The organism is Pseudomonas sp. RT4P38, assembly GCF_054897765.1.
This window is the reverse complement of record NZ_CM142703.1, coordinates 4,387,051-4,413,485: the sequence shown is the minus strand read 5'-3', so window position 1 is coordinate 4,413,485 and position 26,435 is coordinate 4,387,051. Positions and strand designations below refer to the sequence as shown.

The window sequence follows — 26,435 nt, the reverse complement described above, 5'->3', positions numbered from 1 at the left end:
GTGGCCAGCGTCGGCGACGCGATAGAAGGGTGAGTGTTTATGAACGCGATACTGGAAAACAAGCCAGCAACGGCACCGGTCAAGAGTCGCCGGCGCTTTCCGACCGAGTTGAGTATTTTCCTGGTGCTGATTGGCATCGGCCTGGTCTTTGAAGTGTTTGGCTGGATCGTGCGCGACCAAAGCTTCCTGATGAACTCCCAGCGTCTGGTGCTGATGATCCTGCAGGTGTCGATCATTGGCCTGCTGGCCATCGGTGTGACCCAGGTCATCATCACCACCGGCATTGACCTGTCCTCCGGCTCGGTGCTGGCGCTGTCGGCGATGATCGCTGCCAGTCTGGCGCAAACATCGGACTTCGCCCGGGCGGTGTTCCCGTCGCTCACTGACTTGCCGGTGTGGATCCCGGTGATTGCCGGGCTCGGGGTCGGACTGCTGGCGGGGGCCATCAACGGCAGCATCATTGCTATTACCGGTATCCCGCCGTTCATTGCCACCCTCGGCATGATGGTCTCGGCGCGTGGCCTCGCGCGTTACTACACCGAAGGCCAGCCGGTGAGCATGCTCTCGGATTCCTACACGGCTATCGGACACGGCGCGATGCCGGTGATCATTTTCCTGGTGGTCGCGGTGATCTTTCACATCGCGCTGCGTTACACCAAGTACGGCAAGTACACCTACGCCATCGGCGGCAACATGCAGGCGGCGCGTACCTCGGGGATCAACGTCAAGCGGCATCTGGTGATCGTCTACAGCATCGCCGGGTTGCTGGCAGGCCTGGCAGGTGTGGTGGCTTCGGCACGGGCCGCGACCGGGCAGGCCGGGATGGGCATGTCTTATGAGCTGGACGCGATTGCCGCGGCAGTGATCGGCGGCACCAGCCTGGCCGGTGGCGTAGGACGCATTACCGGCACGGTCATCGGCGCACTGATCCTCGGGGTCATGGCCAGCGGTTTCACCTTTGTTGGCGTCGATGCTTACATTCAGGACATCATCAAAGGCCTGATCATCGTGGTGGCAGTGGTCATCGATCAGTACCGCAACAAGCGCAAACTCAAGCGCTGAGTCGCCGATAAAACCGCTAATGCGCCACGCCTGACCCGCGTGGCGCAGCCGTTTGTCTTCTATATGCAGCCGCTCGATTGAATTTCTTGCTATAAACGCACTCCGATAACCATCGCAAAGGTTGCCATAGAGCACTTTCTGGGCTTTGTCGGACAAATTCGCTGTCTTTTCAGTTGCTGAGGCCTCAAGTCGGCCTTAGACTGCCGCCCCTCGTAAATTGAGTGCCGGGTGGCGCTTGGAATTAGACGGCGCCTTTCCGATGACCAACGCAGGTCCGCCGGAACGCTCCCTTATTCGCCTTAATGCACGTTTTTTTATAGAGATATCAATGACAAAGGACAAGTTGCTGGCCATGCCGGCGGATGACTACATGAATGCCGAGCAACATGCTTTTTTCTCTGAGCTGTTGCAGAACATGAAAGTCGAAACCCATGAGCGCATCGAACAGAACCGCATCGCCATCGAAAGCCTGGACACCCCGGCTGATCCGGCTGACGCTGCCTCTGTTGAAGAAGAGCGCACCTGGCTGGTGAACGCGATCGATCGCGACCAGCGCATGCTGCCTCAGTTGGAGCAGGCTCTGGAACGCATCAAGGAAGACAGCTTTGGCTGGTGCGACGACAGCGGCGAGGCCATTGGCCTGAAGCGCCTGCTGATCAGCCCGACCACCAAGTACTGCATCGAAGCTCAAGAGCGTCACGAACAGATCGACAAGCACCAGCGTCAGGCCTGATTTCGTAATGCCCGCATCGCGGGCAAGTCTTGCTCCTACAGGAGCAGGGGGGGCGCCTAGCCCTTGCCCGCGATGCTTTTTTTCGTCTGCGAAAAACCCGTGCACTTCTATTGATCTGCTGCAACGCCCACTACTAATGGACCATAGATAATGGCCTTGTAGTGGCGTTTAATGCCGATACAACAATTAGAATTATTCGTGGGGTGACGAAGATGACGCGAGACGGATCGCTGGTTGCGGCAGTGCCTGCACCCGTGCTTTTGCCAAAAAACCTTTGGCTGACGCCGACCCTGCAAAGCATCGCCCTGATGCTTTTGTTGTTCGGTATGACGCTGGGGGGCTGGTCGCTTTACCTTGGCCTGCCATTGGCCGTGTTGATGATCTGGCTACCTCGCTTGCGCTCGCGCGCCATCCCGCAGGCAACCCCCGTCGACAGCGCCAGCGCGATTGCCGAGTTGACTCGCGATCTTTCCTATACAACCAGTCATAACGCTTTGTCCGCCGCCGGTGTGGCCTTTTCGGTCAAGCAACTGGCCGACAAACTGCAATCGCAGCTCGGTGCCGCGGCGCAGATCGTCAGCAACGCCGAAGTGATGATCGCTACCGAACAAGCCACCTCGAAGCTCAGCCGGGAAGCCCTCAGTGCGGCCAGCGAGGCTCATCAGAGCAGCGCGGCAGGGCGTACGGAGTTGATTGAGTCCATCGCCCGTATGCATCAACTCAGTCAGCGCGCCAGTAACAGCCGTGAATTGATCGAAGCCCTGAGCCTGCGCAGTGACGATATCCAACGGGTAACCCTGGTCATCCAGTCCATCGCCAGCCAGACCAATCTGCTGGCATTGAACGCGGCTATCGAGGCGGCGCGGGCCGGGGAGCATGGTCGCGGATTTGCGGTGGTGGCCGATGAGGTTCGCGGTCTGGCCGCGCGCACGGCGACGGCTACCGGTGAAGTGGGGGAAATGGTCGCGGATATTCAGCAGCGCACCGCGCAAGTGGTGGAGCAGATCCGTCAACTGTCCAGCGACCTCGACACCGGGGTCAAGCAGGTCGAGCACACCGGTGAGCACCTGGAGAACATTGCGCGTCTGGCCGCTGGCGTCGAAAGCCAGGTCGGGGAAATCGCCAGGGGTGCTGACACCAACCGCGAACAACTCGATAGCCTGTTTCACGCCATCGAACAGATGCGCAGCGACCTGGCAATCAGTGACCAACAGACGCAGCGTCTGGCCCAGGCCGCGGTGCAAATGGAAGGTCAGGCCGAAACCATCAGCGAACGCCTCGCGGAAGTCGGACTGGATGACTATCACCAGCGGGTTTATGACCTGGCCCGCGAAGGCGCGAGTCAGATTACGGCGCGCTTTGAAGCGGATATCGACGAGGGCCGCGTCAGCCTCGATGACCTGTTTGATCGCAATTACCAGGCCATTCCCAACACCAGCCCGGCCAAGTACCAGACTCGCTTTGATCGCTACGCCGATCAGGTCTTGCCGGCGATCCAGGAACCGTTGTTGCCGCGCCATGAAGGCCTGGTGTTCGCCATCGCCTGCACGCAGCAGGGCTATGTGCCGACCCACAACAAAGTCTTCAGCCAACCACTGACCGGTGATGCGCAGGTCGATACCTTGCAAAACCGCACCAAACGCAAATTCGCCGACCGCACCGGGATCCGCTGTGGCAGCCATCAGCAGGCCGTACTGCTGCAAACCTACACCCGCGACACCGGTGAACTGATGCACGACCTCTCGGTGCCGATCATGCTCAAGGGCCGGCATTGGGGTGGTTTGCGATTGGGCTATAAACCCGAGAATCCTCACTAGACGCGTGATGCCGGCTTTTGTAGCGAGGGGATTTATCCCCGTTGGGTCGCGAAGCGGCCCCAAAACATGGGCCTGCTACGCAGTCCAACGGGGATAAATCCCCTCGCCACAGTCAAGATATTTGGGCTAGTGGATCTGATGCATTCGCAAGTTCAGGTCGTCGACCACCCGTGCCCAATCGGCGTCTTCGCGCAATTGTTCTTTCAGGAAGCCGGCTTGCTGCGGGGTCCAGAACTCGGCATCAATGAGTTTCTTGTCGTCGGCCAGGGGGGAATGACGGGCAATAAAATCGTCGATGGCCTTCTCGCTGGAGTCCAGACCGAGTTGGTCGAACAAGCCTTTCAAGTCGTGTGTAGGTGAATCCATGTTCATCTCCTTGCGGGTCGCGTCGAGTGCGAGATCTGAGGGGCGGCTTCAACACATCTGAGGGACCGCGCTTCAGGAGTTCGATGGCGATGTTCGAAAGCAGAAGTGAGCATAGACTGCAAACCGACTATCAGGCTTTCAATGCCCCTTCATCGACCGCAAGCTTCAGCGCCTTGGCGGCTTCCTGGGCGGCAATGGCGGCGACGTCCGAGGTCTTGAACCAGCGATCCTTCTCGACCTGGTGATACGTCACGGTGGTCAGCGGTGGTTTGGCGCGCATGACAATGACTGCCTGGAATTCGCCTTCGATTTCTCTGGCTTCGCCCCGGATAAAAAATTCGCCGATATCAAATTCCGTCACGTTGCAGCCTTCCCTTGGAAATATTCTGTTGTTTTGAACGCCGCCCGCCCTGGGGACGGGTTTCATTGGTCGGGCAGTATGGCAGTAGTTGCATGCCGGCGGCTGAGATAAGTCGCCGGCATGACGAAGCGTCTATAGAAACGAATTCAGCGGGACCGTCAACTGCGTAACTCGAGAGAGCGGGCAAGGGCGCAGGCTTCGTTATGCTTGCTGCGGAAACCTCTGACGCGGCCGGTGGAAATTTCCTTGATATGGAAGAAGGCATTGCCGGCCAAAAACACCTGAAAGCGTGGCCGGGCGGGCTCTTCAGGGTGGTATTCATGCGGTTGAAACATCACCGAGTGCAGGGTCAGCGAGCAGTTTGTGTAAGGTGCCGGGGGGTGAGCGAAGTGTGTCAGCGTGCACATAGGAAGTCCTTTTCGTTGTTTTACCGACGTGTGTACGTCGTTTTGGGTAGTCTCGATGAGCATCGCTGCTCTAGAATCACCACCACTGGTTGGCGATTGATGCTTATCTAAAGCAATTTTCTGCGAGCGATATGTAGGAAAAGTGCTTTTATTAAAGAGTTTGCTCCCTAAGGTTGGTAGTCCGGTTTTATCTGGCCGTTAGAAGGGCGTTTTCCTTCAACCTCTGACGAATACCAGGCAAGACGACGTGAGTGACGTTCCAGTAGTCTTCTTAAACCTCGCGATGAATGAGTGCTCTGCTCGTTTCAGGATTTCAACCCGGGTCATTTGGCTACACCTTCGGCATTGCCGCTTTTTTCTGCTGTGCGCTATTTTCCTGCGTGCAGCATCATTTTCAGATGTGGGGATGTTTCCTTGGCAGTAAGTAATCTCGATATGCATGCATTGTTCGTGCTGGGTGATTTGCGCGCAAAGCTGGTTAAACAGTTCCAGTCACGTTTTGTTTACATCACCGAACAGAACGCTGAAGGCATCTACATTGCCGAGATCGACACCGAAGAAGCGCTGGTGGTTGATGACAAACCTGGGCTTAAACTCAAGGTCGGTGATCATTTCAGCGCCTCTGTATTGCCCAGTCGCGAAGGCGGCAAGCTGGACATCAAGTTTCGCGAAATCAAACTCACGGTTTACGGCCTGGGTGATTACGCGTTCGTCACCACCGCTGATGGCCACGGGATCGTGTTCAAGGAAGGTCATAGCGTGGTGATGGTGTTCGCCGCTCACCAACAGTTGCAGGAAGGCCTGACCAAAACCCTGAAAGCCGTTACCGCCAAGGCTGCCAAGTGGCGCAAAGGTGAACTGATCACCTTCAAGGCCAGCGAGTAATGACCCTGACCCGCGCCGACTTCCACGTACAGAACCAGGCCAGCGCGCAAGTCGAGGCTCGACGGCTGTTCGACCAGAAGGCTGTTTTGCAAGGTGCATGGCTCGGTTGGGTGGCGTCACAGATCTATACGTTGCGTCCGGCGGAGTACGCCAGCATGGTACGAAGAGAGCTGGCGCGCTTGCAGGAAACTTCCGAAAATTAGTTGACACCCCTCGAAAGCAGGAACCTCTACTACAGTCAGTTGACTGAGTATTCAGAGGCTTTGCGGTCTTCTGCCAGGCCATCCTGCTATTGCTGCGAACAGCACGAGGTGCAAAAGCATGAACGGATTTCGACGGTTGCTGGTCGCTACCCTGGCCACTTTCGGTTTGCTGGCTTCACCCGTTCCGGTGTTCGCTGCCCAGGCGCCGATCCACTTCGCCGACCTGAACTGGGAAAGCGGCAGCCTGATCACCGATATCCTGCGGATCATCGTCGAGAAGGGCTACGGGCTGCCGACCGATACCTTGCCGGGGACGACCATCACCCTGGAGACCGCACTGGCCAACAATGACATTCAGGTGATTGGCGAAGAGTGGGCCGGTCGCAGTCCGGTCTGGGTCAAGGCCGAGGCCGAAGGTAAAGTCGTGAGCCTCGGCGATACGGTCAAGGGCGCCACCGAAGGCTGGTGGGTGCCCGAGTATGTGATCAAGGGCGATCCTGCGAAAGGCATCAAGCCGCTGGCGCCGGACTTGCGCAGTGTCAGCGACCTGCCGCGCTACAAGGGGGTATTCAGTGATCCGGAAACCCCGGGCAAGGGGCGCTTCCTCAACAGCCCGATCGGCTGGACGTCGGAGGTGGTCAACAAACAGAAGCTCAAGGCGTATGGGCTGGACGACAGCTATGTGAATTTCCGCAGTGGTTCGGGGGCGGCACTGGATGCGGAGATCAGTTCTTCGATTCGTCGCGGCAAACCGGTGTTGTTCTATTACTGGTCGCCTACGCCATTGCTCGGCCGCTTCAAACTGATTCAGCTCGAAGAGCCGCCGTTCGACGCCGAAGCCTGGAAGACCCTGACCGACGCCGACAACCCGAATCCGAAACCGACGCGCTCACTGGCCTCGAAGTTGTCCATCGGCGTGTCCACGCCATTCCAGAAACAGTATCCGCAGATTGCCGAATTCTTCAGCAAGGTCGACTTGCCAATCGGTCCGCTGAACAAGGCGCTGGCCGAGATGAGCGAAAAACACACCCCGCCACGGCAGGCGGCAGAGGCGTTCATGAAGGCGCACCCGGACGTTTGGCAGGCCTGGGTGCCCAAGGATGTGGCGGATAAGGTGTCTGCCAAGTTGAAATGATGCGGTGAGTTTGATGGCCCCTTCGCGAGCAAGTCGGATCGCCGCACCGCCGCGTGCGATCAGTTCGGGCGAGTTTCATGGGGCGGCACTTTATCATTGCCGATGACGAATACCCTTACAAAATCGTTCAAGGAAGTTCATCCTGCTGCGACATTTCACGCTGGAAGTCCGAACATGAGCCTATTGATCGCGCAATGGATGGCTGCCATCTTCCTGTTGATCAGCCTGATCCACCTGTACTGGGCGGCGGGTGGAAAGTTGGGTAGCGAGGCGGCGATCCCGCGAATATCCACGGAGGGCGGCGGGGAATCCAGACCGGCCTTCAAACCTTCAGGCTTTGCCACGTTATTGGTGGCGGTCGGGTTGCTGCTGATTGCGATGCTAGTGTGCTTGCGGGTCGGCCTGTATTTGCCGACGGTGCATCACTCGTCGCTGCAATGGTTGATCAGCGCCATTGCGATGCTGATGTTCGCCAGGGCGATCGGCGATTCGAATCTGATTGGGTTCTTCAAACAGGTGAAGGATTCGAAGTTTGCACAGCTCGACACCTGGGCCTATTCGCCGTTGTGTGTGGTGCTGGGGGCGGGGTTGTTGGCCGTTGCCTGGATTTGATCTGAGGTAAAGCAAGGTCAAAAGATCGCTGCTTTCGGCTGCGATCTTTTTTTGCGTCTAACGCTCGCTCTCGGTGCGCCGACTACTCACCTCGGCCGGCACATCATCCCCCGCCATGCGCTTGCGAAACAGCGCCGCCCGCGCCAGCAGCAACGTGGTCACCGGCACCGTAATCGACAACAGGATCGGAATCAGCCAGGCATGCAACACCGGCCCGGACTGGAGTGCTGAAAAGTAAATGATCGAGGCCAACGCCACGCACCAGGCACCCAATGTCGACGCCAGCGCCGGCGGGTGCATGCGCTGGAAGTAATCTTTCATCCGCACCAGGCCAACGGCGCCGATCAGTGCAAACAGACTGCTGAGCAGCAGCAGGACCGCCACCGGAATTTCCACCCACAGAGACAGTTCAGCGTTCATTCGATCACCTCGCCACGCAACAGGAATTTCGCCAGGGCAAACGAGCCGACGAAACCGAACAGCGCAATCAACAGCGCTGCCTCGAAGTAAGTGTCACTGGCATAACGAATGCCCAACGCCAGCATCATCAGCATCGCAATGATGTACAGGTAATCCAGCGCCAGAACCCGGTCCTGGGCCGACGGCCCCTTGAACAGCCGGATCAGCGTCAGAATCATCGCCAGCGAAAAGATGAACAGGCTCAGCAGGATTGCGTTCGACAGCAATGCGCTCATTCGAAGATCTCCATCAAGGGGCGCTCGTAGGTCGCCTTGAAGTGCTGGATGAACAGCGCTTCGTCATCCAGATCGAAGACGTGCAGCAACAGAATGCTGCGGTCCAGTGCCAGTTCCGACCACACGGTGCCGGGAACCACCGTGCAGATCATCGACAGCGCGGCCAGGCCGTTGGCGTCACGCAAGTCCAGCGGCACCTTGATGAAGCGCGAACGCGGTGGACGGCGACCGGCGTTGAGCGCGCCCCAGGCCACGGCGAGGTTGGACACCACCACATCGCGACCGACCAGAAAGAACAAACGCACCATCACGCCCGGCCGACGAATGCGGATCGGCAGCGGTCGCAGCTTGCGCATCATCAACGGCGCGCAGAACCCCAGCACGGCGCCCAGCAGCAGATTGCCGGGGCTCATCGACAGGTTCAGCACCAGCCACAACAACCACAGCGCCAGCGACAACCACGGGGCCGGAAACAGACGCTTCATGGTTTGACCTCCGCGATCGCGGCTTTGGCTTCCGGGCTTGGAATCGCACGGGCACCGAGCACTGCCATCACGTATTGCTGCGGGTTGTTCAAGGCTTGGGCGGCCGCCTGGGTGTAGCGCAGCAGCGGTTCGGCCTTGAAAGTGAGCGCAATGCTCAGACCCAGCAACGCGATGATCGGCACACATTCGAATCGTCGCAACAATGGCGACGGCCGCTCCTCCGGAGTCCAGAAGCGCTGGATGCCCAAGCGCGAGAAGGCAATCAACGACGCCAGCCCGGAGAGGATCAACAACGCGAGCAAGCCCCACGCCGTGTTCGAAACCGGCTCATCGCTGCCATTACCCAGGCCCAACGGATTGAGCAGGGCGCTGAGTAAGCCAAGTTTGCCAATGAATCCTGAAAGCGGCGGCATGCCGATGATCAGCAGCGCGCAGGCAATGAAGCTCAATCCGAGGAACGCCATGGTCCAGGGAATCACTTGGCCGACCACGGCTTTCTGCTCGTCATCGAGGTTGATGCCTTTGGGTGGCTGCAAGGATTCCATCGGACGCGGGAGCAGATCGCTGTCATCGAACAACGGCATTTCATTCGCCGAACGCGAACGCTCGATCAACTCGGCCAACAGGAACAACGCGCTCAACGCCAGGGTCGAGCTGACCAGATAGAACAATGCCGCGCCGATCAGGTTTGGCTGGGCGAAACCGATGGCCGACAGCAGAATCCCGGCGGACACCAGAATGCTCAGGCTGGCCAGACGCTCCAGTCGTTGTGCGGCGAGAATCGCCACGGCGGCGCAGACAATGGTCGCCATGCCACCGTAGATCAGCCAGTCGCCGCCAAAATACGCCGAGGCGCCGGCCTGACCGGAGAACAGCAGGGTCCACAAGCGCAGCAAGGTGTAGACGCCGACCTTGGTCATGATTGCGAACATCGCCGCCACCGGCGCGCTCGCCGAGGAGTACGCCGGCACCAGCCAGAAGTTCAGCGGCCACATCCCGGCTTTGGCCAAAAACGCCACGGCCAGAATTCCCGCGCCGGCATGCAATAGGCCGCGATCGGCTTCCGGCACCAGCGGGATTTTCAGCGCCAGGTCGGCCATGTTCAGGGTGCCGGTGACGCCGTAGATCAGCGCCGCGCCGATCAGGAACAGCGACGAGGCCAGCAGGTTGATCGAGATGTAATGCAGCCCCGACGACACCCGCGACCGACCCGAACCGTGGAGCATCAGGCCGTAAGAGGCCGCCAGCAGCACTTCAAAAAAAACGAACAGGTTGAACAGGTCCGCCGTCAGGAACGCGCCGTAAAGACCCATCATCTGGATCTGGAACAGCGCGTGGAAACTTGAACCTGCGCCGTCCCAACGGGCCATGGCGAACAGCAGGGCGCAGACGCCGATGATCCCGGTCAGCACCAGCATCAGCGCCGACAGTCGATCGACCACCAGCACGATACCGAACGGCACTTGCCAGTTGCCCGGCAGGTACACGCCGATGGAGCCGGGGACGCCAGTCTCCTGAGTCCATTGCAGCAACAGCACGGCAATGCCCAGCCCCAGCAGACTGGAGAGGAGGTTGATCTTGGCTTTTAACGGCCGGTGTTTCTCGCCCAGCATCAGCATCACGGCGGCGGTCAGCAGCGGCAGCAGAATCGGTGCAGCGATCAGGTGCGGCATCAAATTCATTCTTTAGGCTCCCGGCCATCCACATGGTCGGTACCGGTCAGGCCCCGGGAGGCCAGAAGCACCACCAGAAACAGCGCAGTCATGGCGAAGCTGATGACGATCGCGGTCAGCACCAGCGCTTGCGGCAGCGGATCGGTGTAGTGCAACAGGTCTTGCGGCACGCCGTCCTTGATGATCGGCTCCTTGCCGATAAACAGGCTGCCCATGCTGAAGATAAACAGGTTGACGCCGTAGGACAGCAGGCACAGGCCCATCACCACCTGAAACGTTCGTGGCCGCAGGATCAGCCAGACCCCGGACGCCGCCAATACGCCGATGGCGATTGCGATGACTTCTTCCATCAGACGGCTCCTTTCGTGGCGACGGATCTAGGCAGGGCAGCGGTCTTGTGACCGCGTACCGATTGGTGAGCGAGGGCGGTGAGGATCAACAGGGTCGAACCGACCACCACGGCGTACACGCCGATGTCGAAGAACAGCGCACTGGCGATGTGAATATCGCCCAACACCGGCAGGTCCAGATGCCAGGTGTGGGTGGTCAGGAACGGATAACCGACCGCCATCGCCCCAAGCCCGGTGACCGTGGCGAAAAGCAACCCGGTGCCCATCCAGCGCAGTGGCCGCAGGCTCATTTGCGCCTCGACCCACTGGGTGCCGGCGACCATGTATTGCAGGATAAACGCTACTGACATCACCAAACCTGCGACAAAGCCGCCGCCCGGTTGATTGTGGCCGCGCATGAACAGGTAGACCGATACCACAAACGCAATCGGCAACAGCAGGCGCACCAGCACCGCCGGCACCATCATGAAACCGAGCGCGGTGTCGCTGGCCTGCCGCGGATTGACCAGGTCGGTGACCACGTCGGGTGCCAGCAGACGTTGCTGGGCGGGCAATTGCAGGCTTTCTTTCGGCGGTCGGAAGCGTCGGAGCAGGGCGAATACGGTCAGGGCCACGGCCGCCAACACGGTAATTTCACCGAGCGTATCGAAACCACGGAAGTCCACCAGCATCACGTTGACCACGTTGCTGCCGCCGCCTTCGGGCAGGGCACGGCTGAGGTAGAACGAAGAAATGTGGTTCGGCGTCTGACGCGTCAGCATGGCGTAGGACAGCAGCGCCATGCCGCCGCCGACCACGGTCGACAACAGCAAGTCGCGGATACGGCGGATGCGTGCCTTGCGCAGGGTGCTCGGCAGCGGCGATACCTCTTCGATCCGGCGCGGCAACCAGCGCAGACCGAGGAGGATCAGCACCGTGGTCACCACTTCGACCGCCAGTTGCGTCAGCGCAAGATCGGGCGCCGAGAACCAGACGAAGGTCACGCACGTCATCAGGCCGCAGACGCTAACCATGGTCAGGGCTGCGAGCCGGTGATACTTGGCCTGCCACGCCGCGCCGAGGGCACAGGCAATCGCCAGCAGCCAGAGGGTCACGAACACGATCGAGCCGGGAATCTTCGGCCGGTCGCCCCAGCTCAGGCTGCTGTGGAGCATCGGGATCAACCCGGCCAGCACCGCCGCCAGTACCACCAGGAACAATTGGGTTTGCAGGCGCTTGGTGCTGATCCGCCGCTCGAGACGACGGGCCAGGCGCATCATGATCACCAGGCTGCGTTCGAACAGGCGCTTGCCGTTGAACCGGCCAATGAGCGGCGGGTACTTGAAACGCCCGCGTTTGAGCTGATTACGTAGCAGCAGATAAAGCACGATGCCGCCGGACATGGCGATCAGGCTCATGATCATCGGGGCGTTCCAGCCGTGCCAGATCGCCAGGCTGTATTCAGGCAAAGTTCCGCCCACCACCGGCAGGGCAGCAGCGGCCAGCAACGGGCCGACCACCTGCGCTGGGAAAATCCCCACGACCAGGCAGGCGAATACCAGCAGTTCCACCGGCGCGCGCATCCAGCGTGGCGGTTCGTGCGGGGTGTGCGGCAGGTCGGTGGCGGTCGGGCCGAAGAACACGTCGACGGTAAAGCGCAGCGAGTAGGCGACGCTGAAAGTCCCGGCGATGGTCGCGACGATCGGCAGGGTCATCTCGATCCACGCTGTCGCGTTGATGAACACCGTTTCGGCGAAGAACATCTCTTTCGAGAGGAAGCCGTTGAGCAGCGGCACCCCGGCCATCGAGGCACTGGCGACCATGGCCAGGGTGGCGGTGAACGGGATCAGCTTGATCAGGCCGCTGAGCTTGCGAATGTCCCGGGTGCCGCTTTCGTGGTCGATGATCCCGGCGGCCATGAACAGCGAGGCCTTGAAGGTCGCGTGGTTGAGAATGTGGAACACCGCGGCCACGGCGGCCAGCGGGCTGTTCAGGCCCAGCAGCAGGGTGATCAGGCCCAGGTGGCTGATGGTCGAGTAGGCCAGCAGACCCTTGAGGTCGTTCTGGAACATCGCGCAGTACGCGCCCAGCAACAGGGTGCAGGCGCCGGCGCCGCTGACGATGTAGAACCATTCTTCACTGCCCGACAGCGACGGCCACAGTCGTGCGAGTAGAAACACTCCGGCCTTGACCATGGTCGCCGAGTGCAGGTAGGCCGAAACCGGTGTCGGCGCCGCCATCGCGTGGGGCAGCCAGAAGTGGAAGGGGAATTGTGCACTTTTGCTCAGGGCGCCGATCAGGATCAGGGGGAGCAGAATAGGGTAGAGGGCGTGCGCGCGAATCAGATCGCCGGCGCCCAGGACCTTGTCCAGGTCATAGCTGCCGACCACATGGCCGAGCAGCATGACCCCCGCCAGCAAGCACAAACCGCCTGCGCCGGTGACCATCAACGCCATATAAGCACCGCGTCGCGCATCAGCGCGGTGGTGCCAGTAGCCGATCAGCAGGAACGAGAAGAGGCTGGTCAGCTCCCAGAAAAACACGATCTGGATCAGGTTGCCGGAGATCACCAGCCCGAGCATGGCCCCCATGAACGCCAGGAAAAACGCGAAGAACCGCGGCACCGGATCGTCCGGCGACATGTAGTAGCGGGCGTACAACGAAACCAGCGTGCCGATGCCCAGCACCAGCATCGAGAACAGCCAGGCGAAACCGTCCATGCGCAGGACGAAGTTCAAGCCCAGGCTCGGTAGCCAGAAGAATTCTTCGCGGATCACGCCGCCATGGGCGATTTGCGGGTACAAGAGGGCGACCTGAACGGTGCCTATCAAGGCAACCAGACCCGCTAACAAAGATTCGGTGTTACGCGCGTTGTGCGGCAGCAAGGCTGCCAGACAGCTGCCGATAAAAGGCAGAAGCAGTAGAACTATCAGGGACATAGGCTTCTAATCTGCGGAAGTTTGTGAAGCATCATACGTGCCAGTTCCCGGATCGCCAAACGCCAAGCTGTCGCAGAATCCTACAAGGTAGACGGAAAAACCCTGATTCACATTGTTTCAGGAAGTGCGATTTCGCCTGTGCTGGCCCCATCGCGGGCAAGCCCGCTCCCACAGGAATTGTGGTTGTACACAAAACTCATGTACACCTTCAGACCCTGTGGGAGCGAGCTTGCTCGCGATAGCTATCTATCAGGCGCCGCAGATATGGCGGCTTATCGCTGTGTTTCCTGCTCCAACTCTTCCTCAGCCGCAGCAACCTTACCCTTGGTCTTCAACTCACTGACAATCACCGCCGCCACAATCAACCCCGCGCCGACCAGCGCAATGGCCGGCAACCGCTCCCCGGCGATCCGCCCGACAATCCCGGCCCACACCGGCTCACCGGCATAGATCAATGTCGCCCGGGTCGGCGAAACGCTCTTTTGCGCCCAGTTCATCGCCACTTGAATCGCAGCACTGGCCGCGCCCAACCCCAGCGCGCTGCACAACAACAGCCATGAGAAGTCCGGAATCGCTTCCTGAGTCGGCACCACCATCAAAAACGCCAGCACCGAAGTGACCGCCAATTGCACTACCGTCACCCGGCGCACATCGACCTGTCCGGCATAAGTGCTGATCAAAATGATTTCCGCCGCAATCGCCACGGCGCTGATCAGCGTGGCGATTTCACCGGGGCTGAAATTTAACGAAGCGCCGGCCGGTCCCGAAAACAGCATCAACCCGGTAAACGCCAACATGATCCCGATGCTCGGCATCAGACCCGGACGCCGACCCAGCACCAGCCATTGCAGCAACGGCACGAAGGGCACGTACAACGCGGTAATAAACGCCGACTGACTGCTGGCAATGCTCTGCAACCCGACGGTCTGCAAACCATAACCAAGCATGATCGCCACACCGATAAAGGCCCCGGCCTTCAATTCGAACAACGTCAGTTCACGCAGGTGACGCCAGGAGAACAGCGCAACAATGAGCGCCGCCGCGGCAAAACGCAGACCGACAAAAAACATCGGCCCGCTGACGGTCATCGCGTGCTGCACCAGCAAGAAGGTGCCGCCCCAGACCATGGTGATCAGCACCAGCACGCACTCGGCCTTGCTGAGCCGCGAGAAACGGGGGGAAGTGTGAGAGATATTCACCGACGTCATGACCTTGCGCGCTACCTGAGGGGGACGCACAATGCGTCGAATGTTGCGCAGTATACTGCCCAACCCCACCAAGTGAGCAATATAGTGCACAAAGATTCCACGCATCGGGCTTCGGTCCTCCAGCACGTCAGTCAAAACGTTCGACGCTTGCGCCACGCCGCCGACATGAGCCAGACCGCACTGGCCGAAAAGTCCGGAGTCAGCCGCCGGATGCTGGTGGCCATCGAAGCCGGCGAGAAGAACGTCAGCCTGACCACCCTCGATCGTGTGGCCGAAGCGCTGGACGTGGCCTTCAGCGACCTGATTCAGGCCCCGGATGCCCGCGACCCGAGCCGCATTAACGAACTGGCCTGGGCCGGGACTATTCCTGGCAGCAAAGCCGTTTTATTGTCCAAAGCCACCGCCACCCGTGAGGTGGAACAATGGGAATGGTGCCTGCAACCGGGGGAAATTTACCCGTCGCAACCGGACGCCGAGGGCTGGAGTGAACAAATCTACGTCTTCGAAGGTTGCCTGACGTTGATGCTGGGCGACACGCCGCATGAGATAGTCGCCGGCGAGTTCTACATGTTTGCCAGCAACCAGCCGCATGCCTATCGCAACGATGGGCCGGTGGCGGCGCGGTTTGTGCGAAACGTGGTGATCTAACTGTTTGCCGATCAATACTGGATTGTGGGCGATCTGCACGCCTTGTTTTTAGGTAAACACTGATCAGTGAGAACGGCATGAGTGAAATTCAAAGCGGCCAGGCGACCGACGCCATCCGCCACGCAGACATCCTGATCGTCGGCGGCGGCCTCAGTGGCGCAATGCTTGCGGCGCAGTTGCTACGCCTGCCGGGCAAACGCCAGGTGCTGGTGATCGAACCCCGCGCCGAACTGGGGCGGGGCGAGGCCTATAGCGCGGTTGAGTTGGGCCACACGCTCAACGGCAATGCGGCGCGGATGAGCGTCGACCCGGACAACGCCGACGACCTGACCCAATGGCTGACCGAGTACATCGCGGCCGGCGGCTGGTCGGAGTCTGACGAGCAACAGGTGCCGGTCAGCGAATTGTTCCCGCCTCGGGGGATTTTCGGTCTGTACGTGCAGCAGCGCCTGTCTGAAGCGCAAGCGGTGGGCGCCGTGAACGGGTCAACGGTCGAGCATGTCCGGGCCGAGGTGGTTGACCTGCAAACCCGGGACGATTCGGTGCTGATGACGTTGAGTGACGGGCAACGCTTGCAGGGCGTTTATGCGGTGTTGGCGACCGGGATGTTCCCCGCTGCGCGCACGCCCCAGACCGAGTCCAGCGGCTTGAACGGCGCTGCGCTTGATCCGTGGGATGTCGCCGCCATGCAACAACTCGATCCGCAGTCGACCGTGCTGATCATCGGTTCGGGCCTGACCATGGTCGATGCCGTGGTGTCGCTGGAACAGGCCGGGCATCGGGGGCCGATCGAAGTGTTTTCCCGTCATGGCTTGCTGCCTCACGTGCGTCGACAGCCACCGGCCTGGGTAGATTTTCTCGCCGAGGATCAGAGCATTCGTACCCCACGTCAGCTGATGCGCGAACTGCGTCGGCATTGCCGAGACGCCATCGCTCAAGGCATCGACTGGCAGGCGCCGCTCGACACCGTACGGGCGCACATCGGCCGTTTGTGGAATCAGGCGACGGACGTGCAGCGTCGGCAATTCGTGCGGCATGTACGGCCGTGGTGGGAAAGTCACCACCACCGCTCGCCGCCGTTGAGTGCAGAGTTGGTGGAACGCTTGCACAAGGAAGGGCGATTGCGGATTCAGGCGGCGTCGTTCAAAGGGCTGGAGCCTTCAGTGGACGGAGCAGTGAGCATCCGCATTCGGCGTCGTGGTGAATCAGAAATCACCGTTGTCAGCGCCGCGGCGTTGATCAATTCCAGCGGCATCGAATACGACTGGCGACGGGTCGCCCGACCGTTGCCACAGCAACTGCTGGCGCGCGGACTTGTCCGGCCGGGTCCGTTGGCGCTGGGGATTGCGGCGGCGGTGGATGGCGCGGTGTTGGGCGCCGATGAACACGTCGCCAGCCGTCTGTTCGCCATGGGACCACCGTTGCGTGGGATGTGGTGGGAAAGCACCGCAGTGACCGACGTGGCGAGTCAGGCCAAGGCGCTCGCCGTTCGCCTGACAACAACGCCGCTTCTGTAGCATGTGGTGAGGGGATTTATCCCCGTTCGGCGGCGAAGCCGTCGTAATCCATTGGACGCGGTGTGGCCGGAAAAACAGGGGCCGCTTCGCAGCCCAACGGGGATAAATCCCCTCGCCACTGGCCGTTGATCAATAACGCTGATACTTCGAACCGAACTCAGGGCGGTTTTCAGCGACGTAGAGTTTGCTCGCCTGGCTGTCTCTGTGATCAACGCTGACGGTGTTCACGTTCAGTGTGGCTGGTTGGCTGACTTTAGCGGCCGCAACGATTTGCGAGGTGGCATGTGGGGCAGCAATGGCGGAGGTAGCGCCAAGAACCGACAGGGCGAAACCAAGACTGATTATGCTTTTCATGATGTTGCTCCAGAGAGTGGGGAGAAGATGTGGCCACTGTAGTGCTGGAGCGTCGTGATGAAAAAACACCCTGACGCATAGTTGTTATCGAGTGCGTTGATCCGTCGTCAGCGGGGTGTGTCAGTCTACGGGCAATCAACACCGCTGATAATTCGAACTGAATTCAGGACGGTTTTCAGCCACGACCACACCGCCGCGTACTTCATTGCTTGGGCTGATCAGCGCGACACGTTCGCGCAGTTGTACTGTCGCGGGTGCTTGTCCAGAGGGATACAAAACCCTATGAAGAACGCTCCTCAGGTAATGCTGAATTCCACCGGGTAGGAGAACACGTAGCCTTCGCTGCGCACGGTTTTGATGTAGGTCGACTCGCGCGAATCATCCATCAAGCGTTGGCGCAAACGACTCACCAGCAAATCGATGGAGCGGTCGAACAGGTCGGCGTCGCGTGACCAGCGCCGGCACCCTGAAAGCGGACTCGTTCGGCCCGCTGAAGCATGTCAACGCCGGGTTGCTGAATGTGGCTTACGCCGAAGTCGGCCCCGCCGATGGTCCGGTGGTGATTCTTCTGCACGGTTGGCCTTACGACATTCACAGTTATAGCGAAGTGGCGCCCTTGTTGGCGGCCAAGGGTTACCGGGTGCTGATCCCGTATGCACGGGGCTACGGCGACACGCATTTCCTGTCCGACAAGACTGTTCGCAACGGCCAGCCCGCAGCGCTGCGGCCCTGGATAACCCGGACCATGTGGCAATCACGATTTTCAACTATCGCTGGCGGTTGGGCATGGTTCAGGGCGAACCTCAATACGAAGCGCTGAAGCAACGGCTGGCAAAGGCCCCGGTTACTACGGTGCCGACCATCACGATGGAAGGTGACGCCAACGGGGCGCCGCACCCGGCGGCCGAGGATTATGCCAAGCGCTTCACCGGCAAATATGAGTACCGACTCATCAACGGCGGCATTGGCCACAACTTGCCGCAGGAAGATCCGCAGGCCTTTGCCAAGGCAGTGATCGACGCGGATCACCTCTGAGCATTAGTGCCGCGAATAGTGTGCTTTAGGCATTAAGCAATCCCCACATTAGATTATTTTTATTGGCCAGGCACTGGTGAGGCCTGTTCCACCATTTGGATCAGGTTTTCTGGCCAGACTGTTTCAGCGGTTTCTTTCAACTCGGCGATTGACCACCATTTGTGTTCAGTCATCACCCGGGCTTCATCGGCAGTCCAGCCATCACGCGTCAGCCGTTCTTCATCGGTGCAGACGACGAAGTAGCGTTCCACGGAAAGGACGGTTTCGCCGCTGGGCAACATCATCGAAAAGCTGCGCTCTGCCACGCTAGTGCCCACCGTGTTGGTGTGCAGTCCGGTTTCTTCATGCAGTTCGCGTATGGCGGCGGCTTCAAAGGTTTCACCTTCCTCAAGGCCTCCACCCGGTGTGGCCCAATAGTCGCGTCCGTCCAAGGCATCTCCCTTGTGCTGGAAGCGAAACAGCAAAACCTGACGGGCGGGATTGATCACGAGGAGTCGAGCGGCGTTGCGTTGGCGCATGGTTGTTTCTCTTTCCATAGAAGGCAGCAAGCCGAAGCATTTGCTTCGGCTTGCTGTGTTACAGCTTACGTTAGCTTTGTTACGCAACCACTTGATAACACGGCACATACGCCGCGCCACCGGGCAGTTTCATCCGGTGCTGGGCGACGAAGGCTTTGAGCAGTTGATCCAGCGGTTGCATGACGGCTGCATCACCACGTATCTGGTACGGCCCGTGCTCTTCGATCAGGCGGATGCCCTTGTCCTTGACGTTGCCGGCGACGATGCCGGAGAACGCACGGCGCAGGTTGGCGGCCAGTTCGTGGGCGGGCAGGTTGCGGCTCAGTTTCAGGTTGGCCATGTTTTCGTGGGTCGGATCGAACGGGCGCTGGAAGCCTTCGTCGATCTTCAGCAGCCAGTTGAAATGGAATGCGTCGTTGCGCTCGCGGCGGAACTGTTTGACCGCTTTGAGGCCTTGAGTCATTTGGCGCGCGACTTCAACCGGGTCGTCGATGATGATCTCGTAATGTTGTTTTGCCGCTTCACCCAACGTGGCGCCGACAAACGCGTCCAGTTGCTCCAGATACGGCGCGGCATGTTTCGGTCCGGTGAGGACCACGGGGAAGGGCACTCCTGCATTGTCCGGGTGCATCAGGATGCCGAGCAGGTACAGGAACTCTTCGGCCGTGCCGGCACCGCCCGGGAAAATGATGATGCCGTGGCCCACGCGGACGAAGGCTTCCAGACGTTTTTCGATGTCCGGCAGAATCACCAGTTCGTTGACGATCGGGTTGGGCGCTTCGGCGGCGATGATGCCTGGCTCGGTCAAGCCGAGGTAGCGGCCGCCGTGGATACGCTGCTTGGCGTGGGCGATGGTCGCGCCTTTCATCGGGCCCTTCATCACGCCAGGACCGCAACCGGTGCAGATGTCGAGGCTGCGCAGGCCCAGTTCGTGGCCGACTTTTTTGGTGTATTTGTATTCTTCGGTGTTGATCGAGTGGCCGCCCCAGCACACCACGATCTTCGGCTCGACGCCGGGGCGCAGGGTGCGGGCGTTGCGCAGCAGGTGGAAGACGTAGTCGCTGATGCCCTGGGAGGTACTCAGGTCGATGCGTTGGGCGTCGAGTTCGTTTTCGGTGTAGACGATGTCGCGCAGGGCGCTGAAGAGCATTTCGCGGGTGCTGGCGATCATTTCGCCATCGACGAAGGCGTCGGCCGGGGCGTTCAGCAGTTCGAGACGTACGCCGCGATCCTGCTGGTGAATGCGGATTTCAAAGTCCTTATAGGCTTCGAGAATGGTTTTGGCGTTATCAACATGGGCGCCGGTATTGAGGATGGCCAGGGCGCACTGGCGGAACAAGGTGTAAGTGCTGCCGGATCCGGCTTCGCTCAGTTGCTGTACTTCACGTTGAGAAAGGGTTTCCAGGCTGCCTTTAGGGCTGACCGAGGCGTTGATTACTTGTCGTTGGGTCATTCAATGATCCTTAAAACGATGCCATTCATACAGGCAACTGGCATCCGAATGGTATGTATCCATGAAAGAAGATGGCACGAACTGCGCTGTATCGCCATTTCCCCGTTTGACGATGAAAAGATGAAAAGCAGCCCCAGCATAGCTAAATCCCCTGCAGAGGCGATAATGCCCCGCAGTCTTTTTAGCCATGCCCTCAAGGAAACCCGTCGCGATGTTCGAAATACAGCCGCAGAACCCCGAACGCTATCGAAGCCAGACGCGACGCAGCACAGTGATCATAGCCCTGATTTTCCTGGTCCTGGCGATGGTGCTCTCCACCGTGGCGGTGACGCTGTTCGGTGAGCCCGACGGCGACAATCTGCGCTTTAACGTCGGTGGCGTGTTTTTGGCGGTACTGCTGATGGTAGCGCTGATGCGTGGCACGTTCTGGACCCAGCAATGGATGGCCCCGGCAGTTTACGGCTGGCAGCTCAAGCGCAGTTTGATGAGCATTACCAACGTCATGCATCAGGTGACGGCGGCGGTGGAGAAGGAGGATCCGAGCGCCATGAAGCTGCTGCGTTTCTATCATCTGGGGTTGAGCCAGATGCATGAGTTGGACGGCAACTCCAGTGATCACAGCCAATTGACCCGCGAGATGGATCAGCACAAGGCACGGATGGAAGCGCTGGGTATCGAGACTGATCAGACGCAATTGAATCCGGCCTGGATCGAGGCCGTGAAGCGGGTGCCTCGGTAGGACCTCTGGTGTGGGCAGAAACCGCTCAGTTGGGGCTAATGCCCATCAGCTAAGTCATTTCAGCTGCTACGGTTCGCGGTTAAACTGACTGGCATTACGCACCCTACGGGGTGTTTGATGAGGCATAGTCGCCTGCCACCAGGCGGCTCATACCCGCCAGGGGTCAAAAAAAGGGCGAACGGGATTCGCCATGTGGTCAGAATTCAGGGAGCGTCATGGGTCATCCGTCCGTTAAAGATCGAATTGAACAGGCCCGCCACGGCATGCCCTTGGTAGCCGAGCAGGTCGGGGTAACGCTCAAGGTTCGCTCTGCGGTGTTTCTGCTGGTCGCGGTGTGCCTGTCCATGACGGCTATCGTGATGTGGGAGGCCTGGAACTCGCGCCAGTACCATCTGCATGACAAGGCAGTGGCGATGTCCAACCTTGCGCAGACCCTGGCCTCGCAGGCGCAGGCGTCGATCAAGCAAGCCGATACGCTGCTGTTTACCCTGGTGGATCGCCTCGAAAGCGACGGTTTCGACCAGGCCCGGGTGCCCGGACTGGAGCGATTGCTCAGGGCCCAGCGCAGCGAGTTGGGCCAACTCCATGGCTTGTTCGTGTATGACGAAAAAGGTCGCTGGGTTGTCAATTCCAATGGTGCCGTCGTGCCCGATGCGAACAATGCCGACCGTGAATACTTCATCTTCCATCGTGATCATCCCGATCGAGGGCCCCACATTGGCCCGTCGATCAAGAGCCGTTCGAGCGGTGAATGGATCATGACGGTTTCCCGCCGGATCAATCATCCGGATGGCAGCTTTGCCGGCGTGGCGCTGGCAAGCCTCTATCTCAGCCACTTCCTTGCGCTCTACAACAGCATCGATATGGGCGGTAACGGCGTGATCAACCTGATCGCCGACGACGCCACCATCGTCGTTCGCCGGCCGTTTAAAGAAGCTGAAATCGGCATCAGCGTCGCCAAGGGGCCGCTGTTTACGCAACTGTTGCCCAAGGGCGATTCGGGCACGGCAACGGTCCCGTCCTATGTGGATGGGGTGGAGCGTGTGGTTGGGTTTCGCAGGGTCGCCGGTTATCCGCTGATCATCTTTGCTGCGCTGAATAAAGATGAAGTACTGGCAGCCTGGCGTAAGGAGGTACTGCTGAGTGCCGGGATCGTCTCGTTATTCCTGGGGTTTCTGGGCGTACTCGGTTATCGCCTCATTCGGCTCATGACGCAGCAGAATCACGTGCAGAACGTATTGCTGGATGCGCAGGAAAAACTGCTCGAGGTCAACCGCAGTCTTGAGATGCTGGCCCTGGAGGATGCACTGACCGGGCTTTCCAACCGGCGTCAGTTCGATCATTTCATCCTTGCCGAAATGGGTCGCGCCAGGCGCAACCAGACCCACCTCGCGCTGCTGATGATCGATGTCGATCACTTCAAGAGCTTTAACGATCTTTACGGCCATGTGGCCGGCGATGAGTGTTTGCGCAACATCAGCACGATCATCAGGGACAACATCAAGCGCCCTGGCGACCTGGCTGCGCGCTATGGCGGCGAAGAGTTTGCGGTAGTTCTGCCCGGAACCGACTATGTGGGGGCGTTTATGGTGGCGGAAAAAGTCCGTCGCGCGGTTCAGCAGGCAGGCATCGAGCACAGTGAAGGTGCTGAAGGCTCGGTGACGGTCAGCCTGGGCGTCGCCGCTTACGATCCGGCGTCCCAGGCCCAGCCCGATGACTTAGTGGGGGCCGCCGACAAGGCGCTTTACGTGGCCAAGGCCAGCGGCCGGAACATGAGCGTCATTGCCAACTGAATTCAAACAAACCGGTCATAGGGGAATCCTTGAGCGGAAAAGATCAAAAGATTGTCCGAACGCGGCGGCAGCTACGCGCCCGTTGGGCGCTGCCACAGCCTGATCACCCGAAGGTAGACCAGCACGTTGATCGCCAGCACCACGCTGCCCAGTCCTAGTTGAATCGCCGGCGTCAGGCCCGCCGGGTAAATGACCGGCCACACGTAATGTTCGATGAAACCGCCGCCATAGCCGGTTTGCCCGGCCGCGTGACGCATCAGGTTTTCCCACTCTGTCAGCGGGCAGGTCAGGTGGAAGACTTCCACCGATATGCCCCACGCAGCCACGGGCAGGTGCCACCAGATCAGAGGGCGCCATTTGAGTACCAGCAGCCCGCCGAACAGCACGAACAGAATGAACAACAGATGAAACAGCACCAGCCCGTCGGCGGCGATTCGGTACAGCATGTCGACTCCCTGACGCGTTATCGGAATCGCTCCATGGTACTCGGGCGGGTTGCTCCTGCTCTATCGATTGTTTGCGGTTGCGCGCTGCGAGCGGCCCTTCATCAATCGCGAAAGTCAGCCAACTCCGCACGTATCCTTCCGTTGTGCTTGGCGAATCAAGCGTGCAGTCGATGAATGGCACAAGTTCGCAGCAGTGCGCAGATTGTTCAAGCCATCGGCCGCGACTGCTGGCACAGTCTGAGGTCTTTCCCTGGTTGTAGAGCGTTATGTCCAATTCACTCATGCCGCGCAGTGCCTTTCTTCGCGGCGCTGCGGCGATCATGCCGTTGTCCCTGGCGACCGCGCCCTGGGGACTGCTGGCCGGCTCCATGGCCATCGAGGCCAATCTCACGCCCCTGCAAGGCCAGGGTTTGTCGAGCATCGTGTTTGCCGGGGCGGCGCAACTGGTGGCTATCGGCATGCTCAAGGGCGGTGCCGGGATCTTTTCGATTCTGCTGACCACGCTGCTGCTGACGTCCCAGCATTTGCTGTACGGCATGAGCCTGCGTCCGGTGATTTCGCCGTTGCCGGGTCGCTGGCGTGTGGGGTTGGGCTTTTTGCTCACCGACGAGCTGTTCGCCCTGACCAGTCAGCATGACAAGCAGCAGTTCAACCGCTGGTACGCATTGGGTGTCGGCCTGACGTTTTACATCGCCTGGAACCTCTTCACCTTCGCCGGCATTGTGCTGGGCAGCAGTATTCCGGGACTGGAACATCTGGGGCTGGACTTCTCCATTGCGGCGACCTTTATTGCCCTGATCACCCCGGTGGTGCGAAACGTGCCGACCGTGGTTTGCGTGGCGGTGTCGCTGTTCTGCTCGGTGCTGTTCAGCTACTGGCAATGGGGCTCGGCACTGGTGCTGTCGGGGTTGGCGGGCATGACCGCAGGCTTTATCTGCAACAAATTCTACGGTGGACGCACATGATGGTCTGGGCGGTTATTGTCGGCATGGGGATACTGGTTTTCCTGAACCGCTATGTGTTTCTGGAGCCTCGGTTGCCCGTGCGCTTGAGCAGTAATGCGCGGCAGTTCCTGGGTTTTGCGGTACCGGGCATGCTGACCGCGATCTGCGGGCCGATCGTGTTCATGCCCGACAAGCAGCTGAATCTGCAGTGGGACAATCCGTACCTGATCAGTTCGCTGGTGGCGGTGGGGCTGGTGCTCTATACCCGCAATACCTTGCTCAGCATGGTGTTGAGCATGGGGTTTTTCTTTTTGCTGCGAGTGTGGCTCTAAATCGTTCCCGTCGAAACTGTTCTACGCTAAAAGGAGATTCCTTCAGGAATAGAGGTGAGCATGGCAAATGATCCAAAGCGACCGGACCCGGATGAAGAGCTGGATGAACCCACGGAAGAGGAGCTCAAGCGACAGCGGCGTTCGACGCCGGACTGGAAGCACCCCGACGACGGTAAAGAGCTGTCAGATCGCGACCAGGAGCGTCCGCTGAAGCCTTGACCGATTTGCACACCTGTCTTTTGTTGGTCGTGTACATATCCGTTCCTGTGGTCACGGCGGCTTAGGGTTCCGCCCTTATGTGGTTGATCAACGCGTCGGGGATGCTCAGCGCCGCGACAAAATCGTGAATGCCACGGTACTGCGACAGGCGTCCGCACATAGGCCGATCCTCCGATGAAGAGCGCTGACTGGAGATTTCAGCGTAGTTGCTCAGATCACATGGGCGCGCTGCAACTCGGTCAGCGACAAGGCCTTGAGGCGAGCGAGCAGCGGGTCCCGCCGGTCACGGGGATGGGCCAGTTGCACCGCAAGCTCCTGACGAATGCTGCTGGGGCGATTGTCCATCACCAGCACCCGATCGCTGAGGTACAGCGCTTCATCCACGTCGTGGGTCACCAGCAACAAGGCGATGGCGTGACGTTCGGCCAGTTGCAGCAGCAGGTCCTGCAATTTCATGCGGGTGAAGGCGTCGACCGCGCTGAAGGGTTCGTCGAGCAACAGCACTTGCGGTCTCGAGTAGAGTCCGCGAGCGATCGCCACCCGCTGCGCTATGCCGCCCGACAGCGCTTTGGGCAGGGTTTGAGCAAAACCACCGAGGCCCACTTCGTCGATCAGTTGGGCGACCCAGGCTTTGTCGTAATGGTTGCCGGCGCTGAAACCGATGTTCTGTTCGACCGTCAGCCAAGGCATCAGTCGCGGCTCCTGGAACACGAAAGCGACTTCCCCGGCGCTGCTGCGCAGTTCGCCCTCAAAGTCCTTTTCCAGGCCGGCGATGATCCGTAACAACGTGCTTTTCCCGCAGCCGCTGGGACCCAGCAGGCTGACGGCTTCCCGGGGCTGCAATTGCAGATGGATGTTCTTGAGGACGGTGGTGGTGGCGAAGGTTTTGCGCTCGACGCGAATGTCCAGCAGGTGGCCGGTCATGGCTCATACCGCTGCGCAACCCGGTGAATAGGCCGGGCAGGGCCGCGGGCAGCAGAATTCGGCGGACCAGTCGCGGCCGGCTGAAACCGTACATCTGCCCGACTTCCACCAGTTTGCGATCGATGTCGCGGATCGCCGCGACGCCATTGAGGTATACCGGGAAGAAGGCACCGATGGCGATCAAGACGATTTTCGAAGTCTCGTCGATGCCCAGCCACAGCAGCAACAGGGGCACCCAGGCCAGGCTCGGAATCGAACGCAGGCCGGCGAACGTCGGCTCAAGCCAGGCTTCGGCTTCGCGGCTCAAACCGACCCACGCGGCGAATACCAAGGCCAGACTGGCACCGATGGTGAAACTCAACAGCACCCGCAACAGGCTGGCGCTGATGTGCTTCCACAGCGCGCCTTCGGCGAGGTCTCTCAAGGTCAGCGCGATTTCGCTGAGGGCCGGCATTTGGTAGGACGGCAACCAGCCGATGCGCACGACGAATTCCAGCACCGGCAAGGCCAAGCCTTTGAGGCGCAGGCGCCATGCGTTGTTGTGGGAAGCGCTTGCTCGCCGTGGCGCAGGCAATGCTCGCCCGTGAGCCTGGTGCTCAAACA

Annotated in this window: 29 protein-coding genes and 4 pseudogenes; 15 read left to right on the top strand and 18 right to left on the bottom strand. The window is 59.8% G+C overall.

Annotated elements, in window-relative coordinates; genetic code table 11:
* Positions 1–39 precede the first annotated feature (39 nt).
* From ACYZT7_RS20310 to ACYZT7_RS20300, 3 genes are all read left to right on the top strand, one after another.
* Complete coding sequence (locus ACYZT7_RS20310; protein ID WP_008153855.1) at positions 40–1,062, top strand: ABC transporter permease; 1,023 nt, start codon at positions 40–42, stop codon at positions 1,060–1,062.
* A 328-nt stretch (positions 1,063–1,390) separates the two neighbouring features.
* On the top strand, positions 1,391–1,795 hold the full coding sequence (locus tag ACYZT7_RS20305) for a TraR/DksA family transcriptional regulator (RefSeq protein ID WP_007907888.1): 405 nt from the start codon (positions 1,391–1,393) through the stop codon (positions 1,793–1,795).
* Positions 1,796–2,007: 212 nt separating this feature from the next.
* Positions 2,008–3,612, top strand: a complete 1,605-nt coding sequence (locus tag ACYZT7_RS20300) for a methyl-accepting chemotaxis protein (protein ID WP_462037963.1) — start codon at positions 2,008–2,010, stop codon at positions 3,610–3,612.
* Positions 3,613–3,738: 126 nt separating this feature from the next.
* Here the strand turns inward: ACYZT7_RS20300 and ACYZT7_RS20295 are convergent, their stop codons facing one another.
* The 3 genes from ACYZT7_RS20295 to ACYZT7_RS20285 all read right to left on the bottom strand — a co-directional run bounded on the left by ACYZT7_RS20295 (position 3,739) and on the right by ACYZT7_RS20285 (position 4,746).
* On the bottom strand, positions 3,739–3,978 hold the full coding sequence (locus ACYZT7_RS20295; RefSeq protein WP_461963583.1) for a DUF2789 domain-containing protein: 240 nt from the start codon (positions 3,976–3,978) through the stop codon (positions 3,739–3,741).
* Positions 3,979–4,108: 130 nt separating this feature from the next.
* Positions 4,109–4,339 (bottom strand): hypothetical protein, encoded by a 231-nt coding sequence (locus tag ACYZT7_RS20290; protein ID WP_462037962.1) that lies wholly within the window; start codon positions 4,337–4,339, stop codon positions 4,109–4,111.
* 158 nt (positions 4,340–4,497) lie between these two features.
* Positions 4,498–4,746: a hypothetical protein gene (locus ACYZT7_RS20285; RefSeq protein WP_462041836.1), complete on the bottom strand. Its 249-nt coding sequence runs from the start codon at positions 4,744–4,746 to the stop codon at positions 4,498–4,500.
* 414 nt (positions 4,747–5,160) lie between these two features.
* Between ACYZT7_RS20285 and ACYZT7_RS20280 the strand changes: the two genes are divergently transcribed.
* The 4 genes from ACYZT7_RS20280 to ACYZT7_RS20265 all read left to right on the top strand — a co-directional run bounded on the left by ACYZT7_RS20280 (position 5,161) and on the right by ACYZT7_RS20265 (position 7,581).
* Entirely contained in the window at positions 5,161–5,631 is a 471-nt protein-coding gene (locus ACYZT7_RS20280; protein ID WP_461979049.1) for a hypothetical protein, read from the top strand.
* Entirely contained in the window at positions 5,631–5,834 is a 204-nt protein-coding gene (locus ACYZT7_RS20275; RefSeq protein ID WP_449643925.1) for a hypothetical protein, read from the top strand. Before ACYZT7_RS20280 ends, ACYZT7_RS20275 begins: the two co-directional genes overlap by 1 nt.
* 118 nt (positions 5,835–5,952) lie before the next feature.
* Entirely contained in the window at positions 5,953–6,969 is a 1,017-nt protein-coding gene (locus ACYZT7_RS20270; protein WP_462037961.1) for an ABC transporter substrate-binding protein, read from the top strand.
* 174 nt (positions 6,970–7,143) lie between these two features.
* The gene (locus ACYZT7_RS20265) at positions 7,144–7,581 is read left to right on the top strand and encodes a DUF3995 domain-containing protein (RefSeq protein WP_462037960.1); all 438 of its coding nucleotides are present in this window, start codon (positions 7,144–7,146) and stop codon (positions 7,579–7,581) included.
* Positions 7,582–7,638: 57 nt separating this feature from the next.
* Here ACYZT7_RS20265 and ACYZT7_RS20260 read toward each other — a convergent pair whose 3' ends face one another.
* From ACYZT7_RS20260 to ACYZT7_RS20230, 7 genes are all read right to left on the bottom strand, one after another.
* On the bottom strand, positions 7,639–8,001 hold the full coding sequence (locus tag ACYZT7_RS20260; protein ID WP_462037959.1) for a Na+/H+ antiporter subunit G: 363 nt from the start codon (positions 7,999–8,001) through the stop codon (positions 7,639–7,641).
* Positions 7,998–8,276, bottom strand: coding sequence for a K+/H+ antiporter subunit F (locus tag ACYZT7_RS20255; protein ID WP_008151692.1), 279 nt, complete (start codon positions 8,274–8,276; stop codon positions 7,998–8,000). The genes ACYZT7_RS20260 and ACYZT7_RS20255 overlap by 4 nt, the downstream gene beginning before the upstream one ends.
* A complete protein-coding gene (locus ACYZT7_RS20250) occupies positions 8,273–8,761 on the bottom strand; it encodes a Na+/H+ antiporter subunit E (RefSeq protein ID WP_462037958.1) in 489 nt (162 codons plus the stop codon). The genes ACYZT7_RS20255 and ACYZT7_RS20250 overlap by 4 nt, the downstream gene beginning before the upstream one ends.
* Positions 8,758–10,443, bottom strand: a complete 1,686-nt coding sequence (locus ACYZT7_RS20245; RefSeq protein WP_462037957.1) for a monovalent cation/H+ antiporter subunit D — start codon at positions 10,441–10,443, stop codon at positions 8,758–8,760. The genes ACYZT7_RS20250 and ACYZT7_RS20245 overlap by 4 nt, the downstream gene beginning before the upstream one ends.
* Complete coding sequence (locus ACYZT7_RS20240) at positions 10,440–10,784, bottom strand: Na+/H+ antiporter subunit C (RefSeq protein WP_007986256.1); 345 nt, start codon at positions 10,782–10,784, stop codon at positions 10,440–10,442. Before ACYZT7_RS20240 ends, ACYZT7_RS20245 begins: the two co-directional genes overlap by 4 nt.
* Positions 10,784–13,702, bottom strand: a complete 2,919-nt coding sequence (locus tag ACYZT7_RS20235; protein ID WP_462037956.1) for a monovalent cation/H+ antiporter subunit A — start codon at positions 13,700–13,702, stop codon at positions 10,784–10,786. Before ACYZT7_RS20235 ends, ACYZT7_RS20240 begins: the two co-directional genes overlap by 1 nt.
* A gap of 272 nt (positions 13,703–13,974) precedes the next feature.
* Positions 13,975–15,015, bottom strand: coding sequence for a DMT family transporter (locus tag ACYZT7_RS20230; RefSeq protein WP_462037955.1), 1,041 nt, complete (start codon positions 15,013–15,015; stop codon positions 13,975–13,977).
* Between ACYZT7_RS20230 and ACYZT7_RS20225 the strand changes: the two genes are divergently transcribed.
* Positions 14,995–15,558 carry a helix-turn-helix domain-containing protein gene (locus ACYZT7_RS20225; protein ID WP_449643936.1) on the top strand — a complete coding sequence of 188 codons (564 nt, stop codon included), beginning with the start codon at positions 14,995–14,997 and terminating at the stop codon, positions 15,556–15,558. The genes ACYZT7_RS20230 and ACYZT7_RS20225 overlap by 21 nt on opposite strands.
* A gap of 77 nt (positions 15,559–15,635) precedes the next feature.
* A complete protein-coding gene (locus tag ACYZT7_RS20220; RefSeq protein WP_462037954.1) occupies positions 15,636–17,075 on the top strand; it encodes an FAD/NAD(P)-binding protein in 1,440 nt (479 codons plus the stop codon).
* 129 nt (positions 17,076–17,204) lie between these two features.
* Here ACYZT7_RS20220 and ACYZT7_RS20215 read toward each other — a convergent pair whose 3' ends face one another.
* Together ACYZT7_RS20215 and ACYZT7_RS20210 are read right to left on the bottom strand one after the other, a co-directional pair.
* A complete protein-coding gene (locus tag ACYZT7_RS20215) occupies positions 17,205–17,429 on the bottom strand; it encodes a hypothetical protein (RefSeq protein WP_462037953.1) in 225 nt (74 codons plus the stop codon).
* Positions 17,430–17,725: 296 nt separating this feature from the next.
* Positions 17,726–17,878: pseudogene (locus tag ACYZT7_RS20210) on the bottom strand (winged helix-turn-helix domain-containing protein); the annotation flags it as partial.
* 5 nt (positions 17,879–17,883) lie between these two features.
* Between ACYZT7_RS20210 and ACYZT7_RS20205 the strand changes: the two are divergent.
* Positions 17,884–18,464 (top strand): annotated as a pseudogene (locus tag ACYZT7_RS20205) (alpha/beta fold hydrolase); the annotation flags it as partial.
* A 59-nt stretch (positions 18,465–18,523) separates the two neighbouring features.
* Here the strand turns inward: ACYZT7_RS20205 and ACYZT7_RS20200 are convergent.
* Both ACYZT7_RS20200 and ppnN read right to left on the bottom strand, forming a co-directional pair.
* Positions 18,524–18,982 (bottom strand): NUDIX hydrolase, encoded by a 459-nt coding sequence (locus ACYZT7_RS20200; RefSeq protein WP_462037952.1) that lies wholly within the window; start codon positions 18,980–18,982, stop codon positions 18,524–18,526.
* Between the two features lie 79 nt (positions 18,983–19,061).
* Positions 19,062–20,435, bottom strand: coding sequence for a nucleotide 5'-monophosphate nucleosidase PpnN (gene ppnN, locus ACYZT7_RS20195; RefSeq protein ID WP_282377853.1), 1,374 nt, complete (start codon positions 20,433–20,435; stop codon positions 19,062–19,064).
* A 211-nt stretch (positions 20,436–20,646) separates the two neighbouring features.
* Between ppnN and ACYZT7_RS20190 the strand changes: the two genes are divergently transcribed.
* Together ACYZT7_RS20190 and ACYZT7_RS20185 are read left to right on the top strand one after the other, a co-directional pair.
* On the top strand, positions 20,647–21,174 hold the full coding sequence (locus ACYZT7_RS20190; RefSeq protein ID WP_462037951.1) for a DUF3087 domain-containing protein: 528 nt from the start codon (positions 20,647–20,649) through the stop codon (positions 21,172–21,174).
* A 215-nt stretch (positions 21,175–21,389) separates the two neighbouring features.
* The gene (locus tag ACYZT7_RS20185) at positions 21,390–22,967 is read left to right on the top strand and encodes a sensor domain-containing diguanylate cyclase (RefSeq protein WP_462037950.1); all 1,578 of its coding nucleotides are present in this window, start codon (positions 21,390–21,392) and stop codon (positions 22,965–22,967) included.
* Positions 22,968–23,038: 71 nt separating this feature from the next.
* Here ACYZT7_RS20185 and ACYZT7_RS20180 read toward each other — a convergent pair whose 3' ends face one another.
* Positions 23,039–23,413, bottom strand: coding sequence for a DUF2784 domain-containing protein (locus ACYZT7_RS20180; RefSeq protein WP_449643941.1), 375 nt, complete (start codon positions 23,411–23,413; stop codon positions 23,039–23,041).
* Between the two features lie 266 nt (positions 23,414–23,679).
* On the opposite strand from ACYZT7_RS20180, the gene ACYZT7_RS20175 reads away from it, so the two are divergent.
* From ACYZT7_RS20175 to ACYZT7_RS20165, 3 genes are read left to right on the top strand one after another with little or no spacing between them, the layout of a single operon-like run.
* Entirely contained in the window at positions 23,680–24,378 is a 699-nt protein-coding gene (locus tag ACYZT7_RS20175) for an AzlC family ABC transporter permease (RefSeq protein ID WP_449643942.1), read from the top strand.
* Positions 24,375–24,689, top strand: coding sequence for an AzlD domain-containing protein (locus ACYZT7_RS20170; RefSeq protein ID WP_449643943.1), 315 nt, complete (start codon positions 24,375–24,377; stop codon positions 24,687–24,689). Before ACYZT7_RS20175 ends, ACYZT7_RS20170 begins: the two co-directional genes overlap by 4 nt.
* 60 nt (positions 24,690–24,749) lie before the next feature.
* Positions 24,750–24,908 carry a hypothetical protein gene (locus tag ACYZT7_RS20165; RefSeq protein ID WP_462037949.1) on the top strand — a complete coding sequence of 53 codons (159 nt, stop codon included), beginning with the start codon at positions 24,750–24,752 and terminating at the stop codon, positions 24,906–24,908.
* 64 nt (positions 24,909–24,972) lie between these two features.
* Here the strand turns inward: ACYZT7_RS20165 and ACYZT7_RS20160 are convergent.
* The 3 genes and pseudogenes from ACYZT7_RS20160 to ACYZT7_RS20150 all read right to left on the bottom strand — a co-directional run.
* Positions 24,973–25,068 (bottom strand): annotated as a pseudogene (locus tag ACYZT7_RS20160) (DUF159 family protein); the annotation flags it as partial.
* 50 nt (positions 25,069–25,118) lie between these two features.
* Complete coding sequence (locus ACYZT7_RS20155) at positions 25,119–25,832, bottom strand: ABC transporter ATP-binding protein (RefSeq protein WP_462037948.1); 714 nt, start codon at positions 25,830–25,832, stop codon at positions 25,119–25,121.
* A 1-nt stretch (position 25,833) separates the two neighbouring features.
* A pseudogene (locus ACYZT7_RS20150) lies at positions 25,834–26,406 on the bottom strand (ABC transporter permease); the annotation flags it as partial.
* Positions 26,407–26,435 lie beyond the last annotated feature (29 nt).